Annotated in this window: 17 protein-coding genes, 1 tRNA gene and 1 pseudogene; 11 read left to right on the forward strand and 8 right to left on the reverse strand. The window is 40.5% G+C overall.

Going from position 1 to position 17,623, the window contains the following annotated elements:
* The first annotated feature begins 8 nt into the window (after positions 1-8).
* Complete coding sequence (locus DSY56_RS03130) at positions 9-1,625, forward strand: ABC transporter substrate-binding protein (RefSeq protein WP_023935662.1); 1,617 nt, start codon at positions 9-11, stop codon at positions 1,623-1,625.
* Between the two features lie 9 nt (positions 1,626-1,634).
* Positions 1,635-2,954 (forward strand): glycoside hydrolase family 32 protein, encoded by a 1,320-nt coding sequence (locus DSY56_RS03135; RefSeq protein ID WP_112443837.1) that lies wholly within the window; start codon positions 1,635-1,637, stop codon positions 2,952-2,954.
* Between the two features lie 168 nt (positions 2,955-3,122).
* On the opposite strand, the gene DSY56_RS03140 is transcribed toward DSY56_RS03135, so the two are convergent.
* From DSY56_RS03140 to DSY56_RS03165, 6 genes are all read right to left on the reverse strand, one after another.
* Positions 3,123-4,001, reverse strand: coding sequence for an SDR family NAD(P)-dependent oxidoreductase (locus DSY56_RS03140; protein ID WP_112443838.1), 879 nt, complete (start codon positions 3,999-4,001; stop codon positions 3,123-3,125).
* 1 nt (position 4,002) lies between these two features.
* Positions 4,003-4,839 (reverse strand): alpha/beta fold hydrolase, encoded by an 837-nt coding sequence (locus tag DSY56_RS03145; protein ID WP_112443839.1) that lies wholly within the window; start codon positions 4,837-4,839, stop codon positions 4,003-4,005.
* Between the two features lie 13 nt (positions 4,840-4,852).
* Positions 4,853-5,857, reverse strand: coding sequence for an NADP-dependent oxidoreductase (locus DSY56_RS03150; RefSeq protein ID WP_112443840.1), 1,005 nt, complete (start codon positions 5,855-5,857; stop codon positions 4,853-4,855).
* 92 nt (positions 5,858-5,949) lie between these two features.
* Entirely contained in the window at positions 5,950-6,381 is a 432-nt protein-coding gene (locus tag DSY56_RS03155; protein ID WP_112443841.1) for an Rrf2 family transcriptional regulator, read from the reverse strand.
* Positions 6,382-6,611: 230 nt separating this feature from the next.
* Positions 6,612-6,684: transfer RNA gene (locus tag DSY56_RS03160), tRNA-Lys, on the reverse strand.
* 264 nt (positions 6,685-6,948) lie between these two features.
* A complete protein-coding gene (locus DSY56_RS03165) occupies positions 6,949-8,220 on the reverse strand; it encodes a replication-associated recombination protein A (RefSeq protein WP_112443842.1) in 1,272 nt (423 codons plus the stop codon).
* 115 nt (positions 8,221-8,335) lie between these two features.
* Between DSY56_RS03165 and DSY56_RS03170 the strand changes: the two genes are divergently transcribed.
* From DSY56_RS03170 to pepF, 7 genes are read left to right on the forward strand one after another with little or no spacing between them, the layout of a single operon-like run.
* Complete coding sequence (locus DSY56_RS03170; protein WP_112443843.1) at positions 8,336-8,806, forward strand: DUF3013 family protein; 471 nt, start codon at positions 8,336-8,338, stop codon at positions 8,804-8,806.
* Positions 8,807-8,824: 18 nt separating this feature from the next.
* Positions 8,825-9,892, forward strand: coding sequence for a M50 family metallopeptidase (locus tag DSY56_RS03175; protein WP_200832349.1), 1,068 nt, complete (start codon positions 8,825-8,827; stop codon positions 9,890-9,892).
* A 1-nt stretch (position 9,893) separates the two neighbouring features.
* A complete protein-coding gene (locus DSY56_RS03180; protein ID WP_112443845.1) occupies positions 9,894-10,319 on the forward strand; it encodes an NUDIX hydrolase in 426 nt (141 codons plus the stop codon).
* Positions 10,320-10,322: 3 nt separating this feature from the next.
* Positions 10,323-11,219, forward strand: a complete 897-nt coding sequence (locus DSY56_RS03185; RefSeq protein WP_112443846.1) for a GIY-YIG nuclease family protein — start codon at positions 10,323-10,325, stop codon at positions 11,217-11,219.
* 14 nt (positions 11,220-11,233) lie between these two features.
* Positions 11,234-12,184: a 50S ribosomal protein L11 methyltransferase gene (gene prmA, locus DSY56_RS03190; protein ID WP_112443847.1), complete on the forward strand. Its 951-nt coding sequence runs from the start codon at positions 11,234-11,236 to the stop codon at positions 12,182-12,184.
* Position 12,185: 1 nt separating this feature from the next.
* Positions 12,186-12,929, forward strand: a complete 744-nt coding sequence (locus DSY56_RS03195; protein WP_112443848.1) for a 16S rRNA (uracil(1498)-N(3))-methyltransferase — start codon at positions 12,186-12,188, stop codon at positions 12,927-12,929.
* A 10-nt stretch (positions 12,930-12,939) separates the two neighbouring features.
* On the forward strand, positions 12,940-14,736 hold the full coding sequence (gene pepF / locus DSY56_RS03200) for an oligoendopeptidase F (RefSeq protein WP_112443849.1): 1,797 nt from the start codon (positions 12,940-12,942) through the stop codon (positions 14,734-14,736).
* A 167-nt stretch (positions 14,737-14,903) separates the two neighbouring features.
* On the opposite strand, the gene DSY56_RS03205 is transcribed toward pepF, so the two are convergent.
* Positions 14,904-15,293 (reverse strand): nuclear transport factor 2 family protein, encoded by a 390-nt coding sequence (locus DSY56_RS03205; RefSeq protein ID WP_112443850.1) that lies wholly within the window; start codon positions 15,291-15,293, stop codon positions 14,904-14,906.
* 150 nt (positions 15,294-15,443) lie between these two features.
* On the opposite strand from DSY56_RS03205, the gene DSY56_RS03210 reads away from it, so the two are divergent.
* Positions 15,444-15,776, forward strand: a complete 333-nt coding sequence (locus DSY56_RS03210) for a winged helix-turn-helix transcriptional regulator (protein WP_000182730.1) — start codon at positions 15,444-15,446, stop codon at positions 15,774-15,776.
* Positions 15,777-15,847: 71 nt separating this feature from the next.
* Positions 15,848-16,579, forward strand: a pseudogene (locus tag DSY56_RS03220) (DUF2785 domain-containing protein).
* A 107-nt stretch (positions 16,580-16,686) separates the two neighbouring features.
* Here DSY56_RS03220 and DSY56_RS03225 read toward each other — a convergent pair.
* On the reverse strand, positions 16,687-17,451 hold the full coding sequence (locus DSY56_RS03225) for a (S)-acetoin forming diacetyl reductase (protein ID WP_000048147.1): 765 nt from the start codon (positions 17,449-17,451) through the stop codon (positions 16,687-16,689).
* Positions 17,452-17,623: the final 172 nt, after the last annotated feature.

Raw genomic sequence — 17,623 nt, forward strand, 5'->3', positions numbered from 1 at the left:
GTTTTCTCATGAAATTCAAAACATTCTCAAAATCAGCAGTTTTGTTGACAGCTAGTTTAGCAGTACTTGCAGCCTGCGGCTCAAAAAATACAGCTTCAAGTCCAGATTATAAGTTGGAAGGTGTAACATTCCCGCTTCAAGAAAAGAAAACATTGAAGTTTATGACAGCCAGTTCACCGTTAGCACCCAAAGACCCAAATGAAAAATTGATTTTGCAACGTTTGGAGAAGGAAACTGGCGTTCATATTGACTGGACCAACTACCAGTCCGACTTTGCAGAGAAACGTAACTTGGATATTTCTAGTGGTGATCTACCAGATGCTATCCACAACGACGGAGCTTCAGATGTGGACTTGATGAACTGGGCTAAGAAAGGTGTTATCATTCCAGTTGAAGATTTGATTGATAAATACATGCCAAATCTTAAGAAAATTTTGGATGAGAAACCAGAATACAAGGCCTTGATGACAGCACCTGACGGACACATCTATTCATTCCCATGGATTGAGGAGCTTGGAGAAGGCAAAGAATCTATCCATAGTGTCAACGATATGGCTTGGATTAACAAAGATTGGCTTAAGAAACTTGGTCTTGAAATGCCAAAAACTACTGATGATTTGATTAAAGTCCTAGAAGCTTTCAAAAACGGGGATCCAAATGGAAATGGAGAGGCTGATGAAATTCCATTTACATTTATTAGTGGTAACGGAAACGAAGATTTTAAATTCCTATTTGCTGCATTTGGTATAGGGGATAACGATGATCATTTAGTAGTTGGAAATGATGGCAAAGTTGACTTCACAGCAGATAATGATAACTATAAAGAAGGTGTCAAATTTATCCGTCAATTGCAAGAAAAAGGCTTGATTGATAAAGAAGCTTTCGAACATGATTGGAATAGTTACATTGCTAAAGGTCATGATCAGAAATTTGGTGTTTACTTTACATGGGATAAGAGTAATGTTACTGGAAGTAACGAAAGTTATGATGTTTTACCAGTACTTGCTGGACCAAGTGGTCAAAAACACGTAGCTCGTACAAACGGTATGGGATTTGCACGTGACAAGATGGTTATTACCAGTGTAAACAAAAACCTAGAATTGACAGCTAAATGGATTGATGCACAATACGCTCCACTCCAATCTGTGCAAAATAACTGGGGAACTTACGGAGATGACAAGCAACAAAATATCTTTGAATTTGACCAAGCAACTAACAGCCTCAAACACTTACCGCTAAACGGAACTGCACCAGCAGAACTTCGTCAAAAGACTGAAGTAGGAGGACCACTAGCTATTCTAGATTCATACTATGGTAAAGTGACAACTATGCCAGATGATGCCAAATGGCGTTTGGATCTTATCAAAGAATATTATGTTCCTTACATGAGCAATGACAATAACTATCCAAGAGTCTTTATGACACAGGAAGATCTGGATAAGATTGCCCACATCGAGGCAGATATGAATGACTATATCTACCGCAAGCGCGCTGAATGGATTGTAAATGGCAATATTGATGCTGAGTGGGATGATTACAAGAAAGAGCTTGAAAAATACGGACTTTCAGATTACCTCGCTATTAAACAAAAATACTACGACCAATACCAAGCAAACAAAAACTAGAGGTTGATTATGGGAGATAAGAAATACACAGTAGAAAAAGCCAATCGTTTTATAGCAGAAAATAAACATCTCGTAAATACTCAGTATAAGCCTAAAGAACATTTTTCAGCTGAGATTGGTTGGATCAATGATCCAAATGGATTTGTCTATTTTCGTGGAGAATACCATCTCTTTTATCAATTCTATCCATATGATAGTGTTTGGGGGCCTATGCACTGGGGACATGCTAAAAGTAAGGACTTGGTGACTTGGGAGCACTTGCCAGTGGCACTTGCTCCTGACCAAGATTATGACCGCAATGGTTGTTTCTCAGGCTCTGCCATTGTCAAGGATGATCGCCTCTGGCTTATGTATACTGGTCATATCGAAGAAGAAACAGGTGTTCGTCAAGTGCAAAATATGGCATTTTCAGACGACGGGATTCACTTTGAAAAGATTGAACAAAATCCAGTCGCAACTGGAGCAGATTTGCCAGATGAGTTAATTGCAGCTGATTTCCGTGATCCAAAACTCTTTGAAAAAGATGGACGCTATTACTCCGTAGTAGCTGCCAAACACAAGGATAATGTGGGCTGTATCGTTCTACTAGGATCCGATAACCTAGTAGAATGGCGGTTCGAATCCATCTTTCTAAAAGGGATAGAACACCAAGGCTTTATGTGGGAATGCCCAGATTACTTTGAGTTAGATGGGAAGGATTGCCTTATTATGTCACCTATGCGTTATCAGCGTGAGGGAGACTCATATCATAACATCAACTCATCGGTTTTGTTTACGGGTAAGGTAGATTGGGGAGAAAAACGTTTTATCCCAGAATCAGTTCAAGAAATTGATCATGGGCAAGACTTCTATGCGCCTCAAACATTGTTGGACGATCAAAATCGTCGTATCCTGATTGCTTGGATGCAGACATGGGGGCGTACCCTTCCAACCCATGACCAAGAACACAAGTGGGCATGTGCCATGACTTTACCTAGAATTCTAAGGTTGGAAGATGGCAAACTAAGACAATTCCCTGTTAAAAAAGGCCAATATCAAATCCAAATAGATAAAGATTGTCATTACCACTTAGGAAATGATACAGATTATCTTGAATTTGGTTATGACAGTAATGCGCAGCAAGTTTACATTGATCGTAGCCATCTTGTTCAAAAAATTCTAGGTGAAGAAGAACAGGACACTAGTCGACGGTATGTAGATATTGAAGCTAAAGAATTGGAAGTTGTTCTAGATAAAAATTCCATCGAGATTTTTGTCAATCAAGGTGAAGCAAGCTTGACTGCAACTTATTACTTAACGGTGCCAGCTAAGCTATCACGAATCGATTAAAAATTAATACTTTTCGAAAATCTCTTCAAACCACGTCAGCGTCGCCTTACCGTACTCAAGTACAGCTTGCGGCTAGCTTCCTAGTTTGCTCTTCGATTTTCATAGAGTATAAGTTATTTCTCCTAAAGAAAAAGTTCTCTTTCTAGCAAAATGGAAAGAGAACTTTTTCTAATTAAGCAGAGCAGATTTCTGTTTAAATAACTCAATTTTATCATTACAGTAAGTGATTAAATCTTGAGCTTTCTCAAAAGTATAGCCTTTTTCAGAAACAGATTTCACTTTCTTCTCATCAAAATAGTAGCCAGTCAAACCAGTGACTTCTTCTGATAATGTAAGATAGTAGCCTGTTTCAATTCCCTCGTCTAGATTTTTGGAAAATGACTTCATCAAGCGTCCGAAGAGAGACTTTTTAGTCTTTTCATCACTGGAATCACTCCCCAAGTTGGTTGAAATCAAACCTGGATGGTAGGCATTGATGGTGATGTTTGAACCTTTTAAAAAGAAGTCTCTTGCCAGATAACGTGTCATCCAAATGGTATAGAGTTTGGAATTATTATAGGCCAATCCGGGATTATAGTTGTTCTCAAATCCAAAGTCTAAATCCTTGACCTTGGCAAAATGATGCATATAGGAAGAAGTATTAATGACACGGCCGTCAGACGCTTTTTCTAACAAGGAACTTAGCTCAGTTGTTAATATATAGGGAACTAGAACAGATAACATAAATGTCAACTCGACATTTTCAGCACTCGCTTTTCGTTCTTTTCCAGCATACAGACCTGCGTTGTTAAACAAGACATCAATACTTTGAAAGTCTCGCTTGATTTCCTCTACAAATCGATAAACGTCGTCTAATTTTGAAAAATCTGCAAGGTAGCTAGAAACTCTGCCTCTCAAGGAGACTGAACGAACCTCTTGAAGCGCTAGCTCAAGTTTTTGGGGATTTCGACCATGGAGGATGACATGATGGCCTTCACTGGCCAATTTCTTTGCCAAATGTTTACCAATACCGTCAGTAGCACCTGTAATCAGAATTGTTTTGACCATATTAGTTCTCCAAGAAAGCTTTTAATTCTTTTGAAAATTCGTTTGCATATTGGAAAATCGAACCGTGGCCAGCATTTGGATAGATGATCAGCTTACTATCTTTTATTTTCTCATGCATATCATAAGAATTTTCCGTTGGAACCTGCATATCCTTATCACCATTGACGATTAAGGTTGGTTGGGTGATAAATTTTAGGTCGTCTTGAGAATCTTTCCCCCAACGTTTAATCGCTTTGAGTTGAGTTAGGAATCCTGGTAGGTTCATATCTTTATCCGCAAATTCCTTTGTTCTCATCCCCATTCGTCCTAGGACTTTCAAAGCTTCAATTTTCCCTTGTTCATCATGATTATAGAAGATATAGCGTTTAGGATCGATGCGTTCGAGTTCCGCTTTAAACATATAGTTAAAGGTTTTCCCTGTTACCTTATTGACCTCTTTTCCACCTCGAGGTCCTGTTCCAGCCAAGATTAAATGATTGACTAGAGTGGGATTTATTCTGATGATTTCTTGGGCAATCATACCTCCCATAGAAAGGCCAAGAAGATTGATTTTATCGTAATCAAGCGCTTTCACACAGTCAATTGTCTGCTCAGCCATTCCAGGAATCGTCGAAGCAACTTTGCCCTGACTAGCTCCAACACCAGGAAGATCGACTACAATGACATGGTGCTTTTCAGCGATTAAGTCTAATAGTTTTGGATCCCAGTTATCGAGAGTTGCTGCCAAATGGACCAGCATCAGAAGAGGTAGTTTTGATTTACCTTTCCCGAGTTCGCGATAGGCAATTTGGTTTCCTTGGACAGTGATGTATTGATTTTTTGTTGTAAGATATGACATTGTGTTTTCCTTTTTATTTCTTAAAGCTGAGAACTGTTTTACCACGAGAGCGACCATTAGCGACTTTGTCTAAGGCGCTATTTACCTCTTCAAATGGATAAACTATATCGATAGAGGGTTTGATTTCTAATTTGCTAAAGAGGTCAGCTACCTCTTGTAATTGAGCGCCATTGCTTTCTACAAAGATAAAATGGTAGTGGACACCATATTTTTCCGCCATTTTATCAAATTTGCGACCCGCTAGTCCAAGTAAGATTTGTTTCCATTTTGGTAGATTCATGCGTTTGGCAAAGGCACCGTTTGGCATGGCACGAAGGGAAACAAGCTGTCCACCTTTTTTCATGATAGACATTTGTTTCTCAGTTTCAGCTCCACCGAGAGTATCGAGGACATAATCTACCTCACTAACAGTCTTTGTATAATCCTCTGTTTTGTAATCGATAAAGCGGTCTGCTCCTAGGTTCAATACACGCTCAGCGCTATCTCCAGAACCGTTGGTAATGACCTTCAAACCTTTCGCCTTGGCAATCGGAATGGCCATGCCACCGACACCTCCAGTACCACCAGAAATAAAGATCGTTTTCCCAGCTTGAGCGCCCATGAGGTCAAGAGCCTGCATAATGGTCAAGGCAGTAAGAGGAACAGCAGCAGCTTCCTCGTCTGATAGATAGTCTGGAACCTTGGCTAAGGCTTGGCTATCGACAGCTAGGTATTCTGCAAAGGCACCAATATGATCAAGTGGCAGACGGCCAAAAACTCGGTCTCCTATCTGAAAGTTGTCAACTTGCTTGCCAATGCTTTCAACGATTCCAACGACCTCATTACCAGCAGTTTGAGGAAGTTTGTAAGGAACAATCATCTTGACCTCACCACGAGAGATCATGTTATCGAGAGGATTAACCCCGGCTGCGGTGACTTTGATTAAAACTTCTGTGTCTGTAATACTTGGTTTAGCGACTTCTGTGATGTTCAGTGTGATATTGTTTTTGTTATAAGTAGTGTGTTGTGCGACTTTCATGTGTTTTCTCTTTTCTTTTTTAATATAATTAAATGAACTTGTATCTAATACAAGTACATATTGTTTTTAGTAAAAACTGACTTGCTATCAAATCAGTTTCGGACTTGTTTGGCTTGTTTATATAGATTGTCAATGACATCTTCTAAAGTTTGATTAGCTAATTCCTTCTCTAATTGAGATTCGGCACTAGCGAAAAGCGGTGAAACTGCTCCTTGGATATGTTTTCCAACGGGACAATCGGGATTACTATTTTGATGAACAGGGAATAAACTAATGTGATTGATTTCTTGAGTAGCATAGTAGATCTCTAGTAAAGTCATTTCCTTTGGAGACTTATTGAGTTGATAGCCAGTTTTTCCTTGCTGGGAATGAATCAAATCTGCATTTTTCAATAAGGCAATCACTTTTCGAATGTAACTAGCATTGGTCCCGACACTAGTAGCTAGTGCTTGAGAACTTAAGGTTTCCTTGCTTTCACTAATCATTGTTAAGATATGCAAAGCAACTGAGAATTTTGTATCCATCTGAGCTCCTTTTTATAAACGTGTATCAGATACAAGAACAAGTATATCAAAAATAAAAAGAAAAGCAAGACTTTTGTTTTAAATTTTTTAAAATTTTAAGTGCAATCAGATTAGAGCTGTCTGGAAAGGGTGTTCACAAAATTATATCTTTAATATCCATTGGTTGACCAAAAGTAGAACAGATATGCAAAAAAGCCCTATATTATAAGACTTTTCCTGTTGTATTTAGATGCCCCCTACAGGGATCGAACCTGTGACCCACGGATTAAGAGTCCGCTGCTCTGCCAGCTGAGCTAAGGAGGCGAAGAAAAAAGCTGTATTGGTGCCGAAACTTCACGGTTTGTATTGAACCCGCGCAATTAAGCAGGTGGGCAACTCGCTCTAACTGAAGCTGTTTCCGTGTGAGACGGCCTACATGCTGTTAGAAGACTTTTGTTTCCCTAATAATACAAAAAATAGTCGGTCAACACTTAAGTGTGAAGTCGTACACCACAGCGTTTCTATGTTTATATGATACCACTTTTTCAAAAAAAATCAAGAGGAAAGTGCAATTTTTTGAAAAGGATTTCAGATTTTTCGCAAACGGTCGATGGCTTCCTTTCTTTGAGCCAAAGCCCGTTCATATTTACCAGTATCTTCTGCTTGGAAATAGTGATGATTACGAATTTTTTCTGGTAGATAGTCTTGCTTGACCCAATTTCCAGGATAGTTGTGTGGATAGAGATAGTCTTGGGCATTCCCCAGTTCCTTGCTTCCGCTGTAGTGCCCATCACGCAGGTGTCGCGGAATAGGCAAGTGCCCTGATGTTTTGAGGTCAGCAAGTGCCTTATCCATAGCTACATAGGCTGAGTTGGATTTTGGAGAAAGTGCCAAATCAATGACGACATTGGCAATGAGAATGCGGGCTTCTGGGAAACCAATCTTTTGGGCGGCATCCAGAGCAGTCACGGTATGAATCTGGGCTTCAGGATTGGCTAAACCGATATCTTCATAGGCGATAACAGTCAAGCGACGAGCGAGACTAGGTAAATCACCAGCCTCAATCAAGCGGGCAGCATAGTGGAGACTGGCATCCACATCCGAGCCACGGATAGACTTTTGCAGGGCTGAGAGAACATCATAGTGGCCATCTCCATCCTTATCCATAGTGATGTAGCTTCGCTGTAGGCTATTTTCCATGATGTCGAGGGTGATATGGCGGATGCCCTCGTCATTCTCAGGGGTAGAAAGAACAGCCAAGTCCAATGAGTTGAAAGCAGAGCGCAGGTCTCCGTTTGTAGAGGTTGCGATGAACTCCAGCGCATCCTCATCTAGTCCTACTGGAAAATCAAAACCACGCTCAGGGTTACTTAGAGCTATCTGCAGGGCCTCTTTGACGTCTTGGTTAGACAGAGGTTCCAACTCAAAAATTTGAACACGGCTACGAATGGCAGGGGTGACAGAGAAGAAAGGATTTTCAGTCGTAGCCCCAATCATGATGACCAGACCGCTTTCCAAGAGGGGAAGGAGAAAGTCTTGCTTGGTCTTGTCAAGACGATGAATCTCATCTAGTAATAGGACGAGACCACCAGAAAATTTAGCCTCTTCGGCAATTTCTTGTAGTCGTTTTTTACTATCAACAGTGGCATTAAAGGTACGAAAGGCATACTTAGTAGTTCCAGCGATGGCAGAGGCAATACTGGTCTTGCCGATTCCTGGAGGTCCATAGAGAATCATGGAGGACAGACGATTGGCTTCCACCATGCGGCGGATAATTTTTCCAGGGCCGACCAGATGCTCCTGACCGATGACCTGGTCGATTGTTTTAGGGCGCATGCGAAGCGCGAGATTGTCTGGCATAGCAGTCCTTTCTAACGTGGATTTTCTGATGTATATGTGGTAAGATGGTAGTATCTATTTTAGCATATTTCCGAGCAATCGGGGCGATTAAAGAGTCGCATAGAAAGAGGACAAAATGGCAACATACGGATTTTTAGATGTTTTAGAGGAAGAGTTGGACAAGAATTTTCCCTTTGACTTTGAGATTAGTTGGGACAAGCGCAATCACGCGGTAGAAGTGAGTTTTCTATTGGAAGCGCAAAACTCTAAAGGTGTGGAGATGGTGGATGAAGATGGAGAGGTTTCATCAGATGACATTCTCTTTGAAGAAGCAGTCCTTTTCTACAATCCTGCCAAGTCAACCGTCAATGAGGAAGACTATTTGACGGTCATTCCTTACTTACCTAAAAAAGGCTTTTCTCGCGAATTTTTAGCTTATTTTACGCTATTCCTTAAAGATACTGCCGAGGTTGGGCTGGATGCCCTCATGGACTTTTTGGAAGACCCAGAAGCAGAAGAATTCGTCATGGAATGGAACCAAGAAGTCTTTGAAGAAGGAAAAGTTGGCTTGGAAGAAGGAGAGTTTTATCCTTATCCGAGATACTAGGAGTTGGTTGGAGATTTTATGAAGAAAATTGGGATTTATTTGGTTTATGTGCTAGCTGTTGTCTTTATTATGCTGGCTTGTGCTTGTGGAACAATCGCATTTGCAGAGCTGGGATATTCCGCAGTTTTAGTCTTTACTTTTGGTTATGCATTTGCTCTTCTAAGCATGTATTTAATCTTTATTCTTCATGAGTTGGGTCATGCATTTTGCGGTTACCTGACAGGCTATCGCCTGGTGGCTTTTGGATTAGGAAACTTTCTTTTGACCAAAAAGTCAGGCAAGTTTCATCTGAGTCGAACAGCCGTTCTGAAAAATGTTGGTGCTCAGTATATTGGATTAAAAGAAGATGAAAGTGATCAAAGAATCATCATGATGCTTTCAGGAGGCTTGATGGTTCATCTTGGTTTGATTTTATTGGCGATATTGTTTGGATTTTTGACAAAAAGCTGGTATTTTGCTGGTACTTGGATTTTTCTTAATTTGTCTTTCTTCCTAAACAACGCTTTGCCAGTCGACATTACCGATGGAGCGAAAATCTGGGAATTGTTACAACACCCTGAAAATACCAAATACGCTTACTTGGTGTTGAGGCATTCTGCTCAAACTTTGCTGGCTCCTCAAGAATATGATTTAAAAGACTTTATCATGCCTGTTGATGAGGAGGTGAGAGGGAGTTTTGCAGAAAGTGTTCAGACTCTTCAGGGGTTGGTATTCATATTGGATGATAATATAGAACTTGCAAAGCAACAGTTTCAGTCTGTGTTAGAGAAAACAGATAATTCAATGTCTAAAACTATTTCTCAAATATACCTTCTTCAAGTTGCTCTGATGGAAGGAGATAATAAGAAAGCGGAAGAATATGCAAGTATTCGAGGGGTCAAATCCTTTTTATCTATAAAAACAGCAGATATGCAGGTCATTCAAGCTTGGTATCAATTTAAGGTAAAGAAAGATGTAGTTCAAACTCACAAGGCTATGAAGATTGCTAGACGTAAAATGAATAGCAGTCGGATGTTACGGGATGAGAAAATCTATTATCAAAACTGGTTAGCCGAGCTGGAAAAGGAATTAACCGAAGGAGTCTAATATGGAAATAGAAATTTCTGATTTCACAGGCTGTAAGATTGCTTTGTTTTGTGGGGATAAGCTTCTGACTATCTTACGCGATGATAAGGCAAGCATTCCCTGGCCCAATATGTGGGAACTGCCCGGTGGGGGACGCGAGGGGGATGAAAGTCCTTTTGAGTGCGTGGCGCGTGAAGTTTATGAAGAACTGGGAATTCATCTGACTGAGGATTGTCTGCTATGGAGTAAGGTTTATCCAAGTATGCTTTTTGCGGATAAACAATCTGTATTTCTAGTCGGTCTGTTGACACAGGCCCAGTTTGACAAGATTGTCTTTGGAGATGAGGGACAGGGTTATCAGTTAATGAATGTCGAGGAATTTCTTAGTTCCAGTCAAGTTGTACCTCAGTTGCAAGAAAGGGTGAGAGATTATATGGAGGAAGTTTGATAAATGGAAAAGCGAAGCAAAAATATCAATATGTTTCTCATGGATGGTGAAGTGACTGGAAAAATAAAATGTACTTTGTCAAATTGGACGGGAGTGATTTACAAAATACCTCGTATTCAGTTGGGAGATTTGAAGTCACGTGATGAAATGAAACAAAGTGGTATTTATTTCTTATTTGGTCGAGATGAAGATAAGCAGAAAGATATGACCTATATTGGTCAGGCGACAACTCGGAAAAATGGTGAAGGGGTATTGTTGCGAATTCAAGAGCATACCCGTGATACTCATGCAGATTATTTTAATGATGTCATCATTCTAACAACTCAAAATAATTCTTTCGGTCCAACAGAAATTAGCTATTTGGAAAATAAATTTACTCAACTTGCTAAAGAAGCTGGTCGCTACATTGTGAAAAATGGGAATGATCCAAATCCTGGTAATGTAACTGAGGAAAAGGAATCTGAACTGGATGAAATTATTGAAAATACGCTTATGATTATTGGAACTTTAGGTTATCGTGTTTTTGTTCCGATGACAAAGAAAGTTAGTCAAGATTTGATTGATAATCATTCCACTTATCTTTATTTAAAGCGTAAAACTAAGAAATCTAACAAAGTAATAGAAGCAACTTGTGAACAGACAACTGAAGGTTTTGTTGTTTTAGAAGGAAGTCAAGTAGAAATAATGGATTCTCCAAGCCTCCCAGCAAGTTTAAAAGAAATGCGTCAGAATTTAATAGCTTCACAGGTCATTCAAGATGGAGTGTTGAAAGAAAAACAACTCTTTTCTAGCCCTTCTTATGCAGCGGCTTTTTTGCTGGGTTTGCAAACGAACGGTCGAACTGATTGGAAAAATCAGGATGGAAGAACTTTAAAAGAATTGGAAGAATTAATAGATTGATAAGGAAAAATTAAATGGAAACATGGCAAGAGTTAAAAGTTACGGTTAAGCGTGAGGGGGAGGAGTTGGTTTCCAACCTCTTGATTGAGCTGGGAGCTCAAGGAGTCGCAATCGAAGACAGTATGGACTATGTGGGGAATGTGGATCGTTTTGGTGAAATTTTCCCAGAGATTGAGCAACAAGAAGAAATCGTAGTGACAGCCTATTACCCTGATACGGTTGATATAGCAACGGTTGAGGCAGACTTGCAGGCTCGCTTAGCAGAATTGGCAGATTTTATGGATTTGGGTGAGGTCAAGATGGGGACAACTGCCTTGGCTGAGGAAGACTGGGCAGACAACTGGAAGAAATACTATGAACCAGCTCGTATCACTCATGATTTGACCATCGTGCCATCTTGGACAGACTACGAGGCGACTGCGGGAGAGAAGATTATCAAGCTGGATCCAGGTATGGCTTTTGGTACGGGGACCCATCCAACCACTAAGATGAGCCTCTTTGCCTTGGAGCAGGTCCTTCGTGGTGGCGAAACGGTGCTAGATGTGGGGACTGGTTCAGGGGTTCTCTCTATTGCCAGCTCGCTTCTGGGTGCTAAGGAAATTTTCGCCTACGACCTAGATGATGTGGCGGTTCGTGTGGCTCAGGAAAATATTGAGCTAAACCCTGGTATGGAAAACATCCATGTAGCAGCAGGAGACTTGCTTAAGGGAGTTGAGATTGAGGCAGATGTGATTGTAGCTAATATCTTGGCGGATATCCTCGTTCATCTGACGGATGATGCTTATCGCTTGGTCAAGGATGAAGGCTACCTGATCATGAGTGGCATTATCAAGGACAAGTGGGACATGGTGCGCGAGTCGGCTGAGTCAGCTGGATTTTTCCTTGAAACCCACATGATTCAAGGGGAATGGAATGCCTGTGTCTTTAAGAAAACCAAGGATATTTCCGGTGTGATTGGAGGCTAGCATGCAACAGTATTTTGTCAAAGGCAGTGCAGTCTCTCCTGTCACCATCGAGGACAAGGAAACCAGCAAGCATATGTTTCAGGTTATGCGCTTGAAAGAAGATGATGAGGTTACTTTGGTCTTTGATGATGGTATCAAGCGTTTGGCGCGTGTGCTGGATGTGGAAGCCCGTCAGTTTGAGTTGGTCCAAGAATTAACTGACAATGTGGAACTGCCCGTTCAAGTGACCATTGCATCTGGATTTCCCAAGGGGGACAAGCTGGAGTTTGTCACTCAAAAAGTAACCGAACTGGGTGCCAGTCAAATCTGGGCCTTTCCTGCCGATTGGTCGGTCGCCAAATGGGATGGCAAAAAATTGGGTAAAAAGGTTGAAAAACTAGAAAAAATTGCCCTTGGAGCAGCGGAGCAAAGTAAGCGTAATGTTGTTCCAAGTATCCAGCTTTTCGAGAAAAAATCAGACTTTCTAGCTCAACTGGACCAATTTGACTCTATCATAGTAGCCTATGAAGAATCAGCCAAAGAAGGTGAAGCCGCTGCGCTTCTGCAAGCAGTCTCTGGTCTTGAAAAAGGAGCCAAATTGCTCTTTATCTTTGGTCCAGAAGGTGGCCTGTCACCTGCAGAAATTGAGAGTTTTGAAGCTAAAGGAGCGGTATTGGCAGGACTTGGTCCTCGTATTTTGCGAGCAGAAACAGCACCACTTTATGCCCTATCAGCCCTTAGTGTTTTATTAGAATTAGAGAAATAAGAGGAAGAAAATGGAACAAAAACACCGTTCAGAATTTCCAGAGAAGGAACTTTGGGATTTAACAGCCCTATACCAAGATCGTGAGGATTTCTTACGTGCGATCGAGAAGGCTCGTGAAGACATCAACCAATTTAGTCGTGATTACAAGGGCAATCTTCATACTTTTGAGGATTTTGAAAAGGCCTTTGCGGAATTGGAACAAATCTACATTCAGATGAGCCATATTGGCAACTATGGCTTTATGCCTCAGACGACAGATTATAGCAATGAAGAATTTGCCAATATCGCCCAAGCTGGGATGGAATTTGAAACAGATGCCAGTGTAGCCTTGACCTTCTTTGACGATGCCTTAGTGGAAGCTGATGAGGAAGTCTTGGACCGTTTGGGGGAATTGCCTCACTTGACGGCAGCTATTCGTCAGGCCAAAATCAAAAAAGCCCACTACTTAGGGGCTGATGTGGAGAAGGCATTGACCAATCTCGGTGAAGTTTTCTACAGTCCGCAGGACATTTATACTAAGATGCGAGCTGGGGATTTTGAAATGGCTGACTTTGAAGCCCAGGGCAAGAGATATAAAAACAGCTTTGTGACTTATGAGAATTTCTACCAAAATCATGAGGACGCTGAGGTTCGTGAGAAATCTTTCCGTTCCTTCTCAGAGGGACTTCGTAAGCACCAGAATACAGCTGCAGCAGCCTATCTAGCCCAAGTCAAGTCTGAAAAACTACTGGCAGATATGAAGGGCTACGACTCAGTTTTTGATTATCTTCTAGCTGAGCAAGAAGTGGACCGTGCCATGTTTGACCGCCAGATTGACCTCATCATGAAGGATTTTGCGCCAGTTGCTCAGAGATACCTCAAGCATGTTGCCAAGGTCAATGGTCTTGAAAAGATGACCTTGGCAGACTGGAAATTGGACTTGGATAGCGCCCTCAATCCTGAAGTGACTATTGACGATGCCTATGATTTGGTCATGAAGTCGGTAGAACCTTTGGGGCAAGAATATTGTCAGGAAGTTGCTCGTTATCAAGAAGAGCGCTGGGTGGACTTTGCTGCCAATAGTGGCAAGGATTCTGGTGGTTATGCAGCGGATCCATATCGTGTGCACCCTTATGTCCTCATGAGCTGGACAGGCCGTTTGAGCGATGTCTATACCTTGATTCATGAAATCGGGCATTCTGGTCAATTCATCTTTTCAGATAATCATCAAAGCTACTTTAATGCTCACATGTCGACCTACTATGTCGAAGCACCGTCAACTTTCAATGAATTGCTTCTCAGTGATTATTTAGAGAACCAATCTGATGACCCACGTCAAAAACGCTTCGCTCTGGCTCACCGCTTGACAGACACCTACTTCCATAATTTCATCACCCACCTCTTAGAAGCAGCCTTCCAGCGTAAAGTGTATACATTGATTGAAGAAGGAGAAACTTTCGGAGCAAGCAAACTCAACAGCATTATGAAGGAAGTTTTGACCGATTTCTGGGGAGATGCCATTGAAATCGATGATGATGCAGCTTTGACTTGGATGCGCCAAGCTCATTATTACATGGGCTTGTATAGTTACACTTACTCAGCTGGACTTGTGATTTCGACTGCAGGTTACCTCCATCTTAAAAACTCAGAAACTGGAGCTGAAGATTGGCTCAATCTTCTCAAATCAGGTGGTAGCAAGACACCGCTTGAGTCAGCCATGATTATCGGAGCCGATATTTCAACAGACAAACCACTCCGTGATACCATTCAATTCTTGTCAGACACGGTTGACCAGATTATCGCCTACAGTGCCCAGTTGGGAGAGTAAATTAAAAGAGTCTGGGACAAAAGTTTAACCTTAAATATAAAAAGCGAACAAAACGAGTTATCTGATACTCAGAATTCTGTCTTATTCGCTTTTTTCTAATCTATCGATTTTAAAAATTTATAATAAAGAATTCCTAAAATCAAAGTTTTTTGTCCTAGCCTCTTAAATTATCCCCAAAAGCTATCTTCTTCAGCTTGATCTGAAGAGAAGAGCCAAACTTCTTTGATTTTTCCGTCTTCAATGCGGAAGAGGTCAATTCCGTTCATATTGAGTTCAGTACCATCAGCACGTGTTCCAAGAAAAGTAACATTGGCTGCGATTAAATCCTTATTGTCAGAAACCCAATTTGTTATCACCTTAAAGGTTCCATTGGTTTTCTCAGCAAATGTAGCCAAGTGAGATCCTAGCTTGTCCTTACCAACAACTGTACCAGATATACTATGAGTACCAGGTTGATGCCAGACAATATCGTCTGCCATCGTTTCAAAGACACCAGGAAAGTCACCAGCAATTAAAGCTTGGTTATAAGCATTGAAAATTTCTAAGTTTGTTGACATATATATTCTCCATTTCTTTTTTATGATATAATTGTAACAATTACAAACAAAAAAACAAGTAGACACTTTTTCGATAGCTAGTATCAAAAGTAGTACTATTATTGATACTAAAAGATAAATTTTTTTTAAAAAATAGAAAGAAGATATTTTATGACAAATAAAGTGAGTGAGTATGGTATTTGTCCATTTGCGACAACGCAGAGGGTTTTAACGGGGAAATGGGCACTGGTAATCATTTATCAGTTGAGTACGGGTACCAAACGATTTAAAGAATTGCAGAGATTATTGCCTGGGATTACTCAAACTATTTTGACCCGTCATCTCCGTCAATTAGAAAAGGATAAGATTGTTCAACGAAAGGTCTATGCCGAAGTTCCACCACGAGTTGAGTACAGCTTAACTGAAATGGGGCAGGAATTCAGAGTTGTTTTAGATGCTGTCGAGAAATGGGGTCTAGATTATATCAAGTTGCTAGAAATGTAGAGGTATTGCCCATGTATCAAGAATTACTTAGAAAAATAGCAGAAGAAAAACCAAGTTATCATGAGGAAGAAATCTAATGGTTGCTTGATCATTTGGGAGATTCTTCTCCAGAAATTCGCGATGATCTTGTTTTTACAAGCTTTGCTAGAGGGATTCAGGAAGAGCTATTTACACAGGAGCAATTTCATTTCATTGCTGAGGTTGTCTTAGCTGATGGAGGACTAGATAAAGAAATTGATAAGGTAGGTCTGCCAACCCTTGAACGTTCTTTTAGGGCGCTTATTTATGCAAATCTCTTGTCTGCTGATGCCAACCAGCAATCGATTTTTTATCAGGGATTAAAAGCAGAAATTCGCAATGTTCTTTTAAATCAAGGCTTGTATTATCTTTCAAAAGAAAAGGATACAACGGGTTTTTCAAGTCAGTATGGTTGGGTTCATTCTTTTGCGCATGGAGCTGATTTACTGACAGAGGTGGTTTGTCATCCAGATTTTCCTAAAAACAGAATTCATGAAGTATTTGAGATACTTGGTCAATTATTTAAAAGAATTCCCATTCGTTTTACAGATGATGAAGATTGGCGTTTAGCAATAGTGATCTATGAAACTATTTTACAAGGGAAGTTAGCGCAAGAACAGGTAGCTTCTTGGATAAAAACTGTTGATTTTCCGATAGAAGAAAGGGAAGATTTTTATAAATTTTCCAACTTCAGATCCTGTCTGTTGGAAGTCTATGTCCAACTTGACCAGAGAAATAGTTTACAAGATGACTTGAAAGAAGCTATCCAGTCTTTTCAATACTAGGGATAAGCTAATATTGCCTATTGAGAGAGTTTCTATTGTATCCTCCTAACTAATAATGAAAACTAATAAAAGAGGTTGAATCATTTTCCAACCTCTTTTTGTGTATCTTAATGGAATTGCATACCACCATCAACGATAATGGTTTGTCCTGTAATGTAGTTTGAATCTGGTCCTGCAAGGAAGCTGACAGCAGCAGCCACATCTTCTGGTTCAGATAGACGTTTTAGAGTAATATCTTTTGCAAATGTCTGCATACCCCACTCGTCATCTTTTCCTGCATTTTTACCAACTTCATGAGCGATGTCGTACATCATTGGTGTTTTCACAATACCTGGTGCGTAGGCGTTAACAGTGATGCCTGAGTCTGCTAAATCACGTGCTAATGTTTGCGTAATTCCGCGAACAGCAAATTTGGTTCCACCATAAACAGTTAGATTTGGGTTACCGACTACACCGGCTTGAGAGGTTGCGTTGATAATTTTACCTCCGTGGCCAAGTGCTTTAAATTGCGCTTGTGCAGCTTGTGAACCCCAAATGACACCACCAACGTTGATACCGAAAGTGCGTGTAAATTGTTCCTCAGTAATTGTATCAAGAGGAGTAGTTGGAGCAACACCAGCGTTATTTACGACAACATTCAAATCACCAAAATGGTCAACAACCTTTTGAAATGCTTGTGCAACTTCGGCCTGTTTCGAAACATCGGCCACGACAGCAAAGGCATTTTCAGCTGATAATTCGGCAACAGCTTTTTCAGCTGTTTCGGGATTGTAGTCTAAGACTCCTACCTTAAAGCCATCTTGAACCAATCGTTTTGCGATTGCAAAACCGATTCCTTGACCTGCACCTGTGACAATAGCAACTTTAGACATATGATTCCTCCTTGGTATCCACGATACCATTCAAACGTTCATAAAAGAACAGCAAAGTTGTAAAAATTAGTTCAAATTAGGGACTGAACAACATATCTGAACTATGTTAATAGTATATACCTTTGGAAAAAATGTTTCAAATAAACACTACCGTTTTTATAGAATTTTATCC

This window comes from Streptococcus sp. 596553 (genome assembly GCF_900411395.1).
In the GTDB taxonomy this organism is placed as follows: domain Bacteria; phylum Bacillota; class Bacilli; order Lactobacillales; family Streptococcaceae; genus Streptococcus; species Streptococcus mitis_BA.

Excerpts from the sequence above, each read along its gene's own strand:
- DSY56_RS03130 (WP_023935662.1), top strand. The coding sequence starts at position 9 with ATGAAATTCAAAACATTCTCAAAATCAGCAGTTTTGTTGACAGCTAGT.
- DSY56_RS03135 (WP_112443837.1), top strand. The coding sequence starts at position 1,635 with ATGGGAGATAAGAAATACACAGTAGAAAAAGCCAATCGTTTTATAGCA.
- DSY56_RS03140 (WP_112443838.1), bottom strand. The coding sequence starts at position 4,001 with ATGGTCAAAACAATTCTGATTACAGGTGCTACTGACGGTATTGGTAAA.
- DSY56_RS03145 (WP_112443839.1), bottom strand. The coding sequence starts at position 4,839 with ATGTCATATCTTACAACAAAAAATCAATACATCACTGTCCAAGGAAAC.
- DSY56_RS03150 (WP_112443840.1), bottom strand. The coding sequence starts at position 5,857 with ATGAAAGTCGCACAACACACTACTTATAACAAAAACAATATCACACTG.
- DSY56_RS03155 (WP_112443841.1), bottom strand. The coding sequence starts at position 6,381 with ATGGATACAAAATTCTCAGTTGCTTTGCATATCTTAACAATGATTAGT.
- DSY56_RS03165 (WP_112443842.1), bottom strand. The coding sequence starts at position 8,220 with ATGCCAGACAATCTCGCGCTTCGCATGCGCCCTAAAACAATCGACCAG.
- DSY56_RS03170 (WP_112443843.1), top strand. The coding sequence starts at position 8,336 with ATGGCAACATACGGATTTTTAGATGTTTTAGAGGAAGAGTTGGACAAG.
- DSY56_RS03175 (WP_200832349.1), top strand. The coding sequence starts at position 8,825 with ATGAAGAAAATTGGGATTTATTTGGTTTATGTGCTAGCTGTTGTCTTT.
- DSY56_RS03180 (WP_112443845.1), top strand. The coding sequence starts at position 9,894 with ATGGAAATAGAAATTTCTGATTTCACAGGCTGTAAGATTGCTTTGTTT.
- DSY56_RS03185 (WP_112443846.1), top strand. The coding sequence starts at position 10,323 with ATGGAAAAGCGAAGCAAAAATATCAATATGTTTCTCATGGATGGTGAA.
- prmA (WP_112443847.1), top strand. The coding sequence starts at position 11,234 with ATGGAAACATGGCAAGAGTTAAAAGTTACGGTTAAGCGTGAGGGGGAG.
- DSY56_RS03195 (WP_112443848.1), top strand. The coding sequence starts at position 12,186 with ATGCAACAGTATTTTGTCAAAGGCAGTGCAGTCTCTCCTGTCACCATC.
- pepF (WP_112443849.1), top strand. The coding sequence starts at position 12,940 with ATGGAACAAAAACACCGTTCAGAATTTCCAGAGAAGGAACTTTGGGAT.
- DSY56_RS03205 (WP_112443850.1), bottom strand. The coding sequence starts at position 15,293 with ATGTCAACAAACTTAGAAATTTTCAATGCTTATAACCAAGCTTTAATT.
- DSY56_RS03210 (WP_000182730.1), top strand. The coding sequence starts at position 15,444 with ATGACAAATAAAGTGAGTGAGTATGGTATTTGTCCATTTGCGACAACG.
- DSY56_RS03225 (WP_000048147.1), bottom strand. The coding sequence starts at position 17,451 with ATGTCTAAAGTTGCTATTGTCACAGGTGCAGGTCAAGGAATCGGTTTT.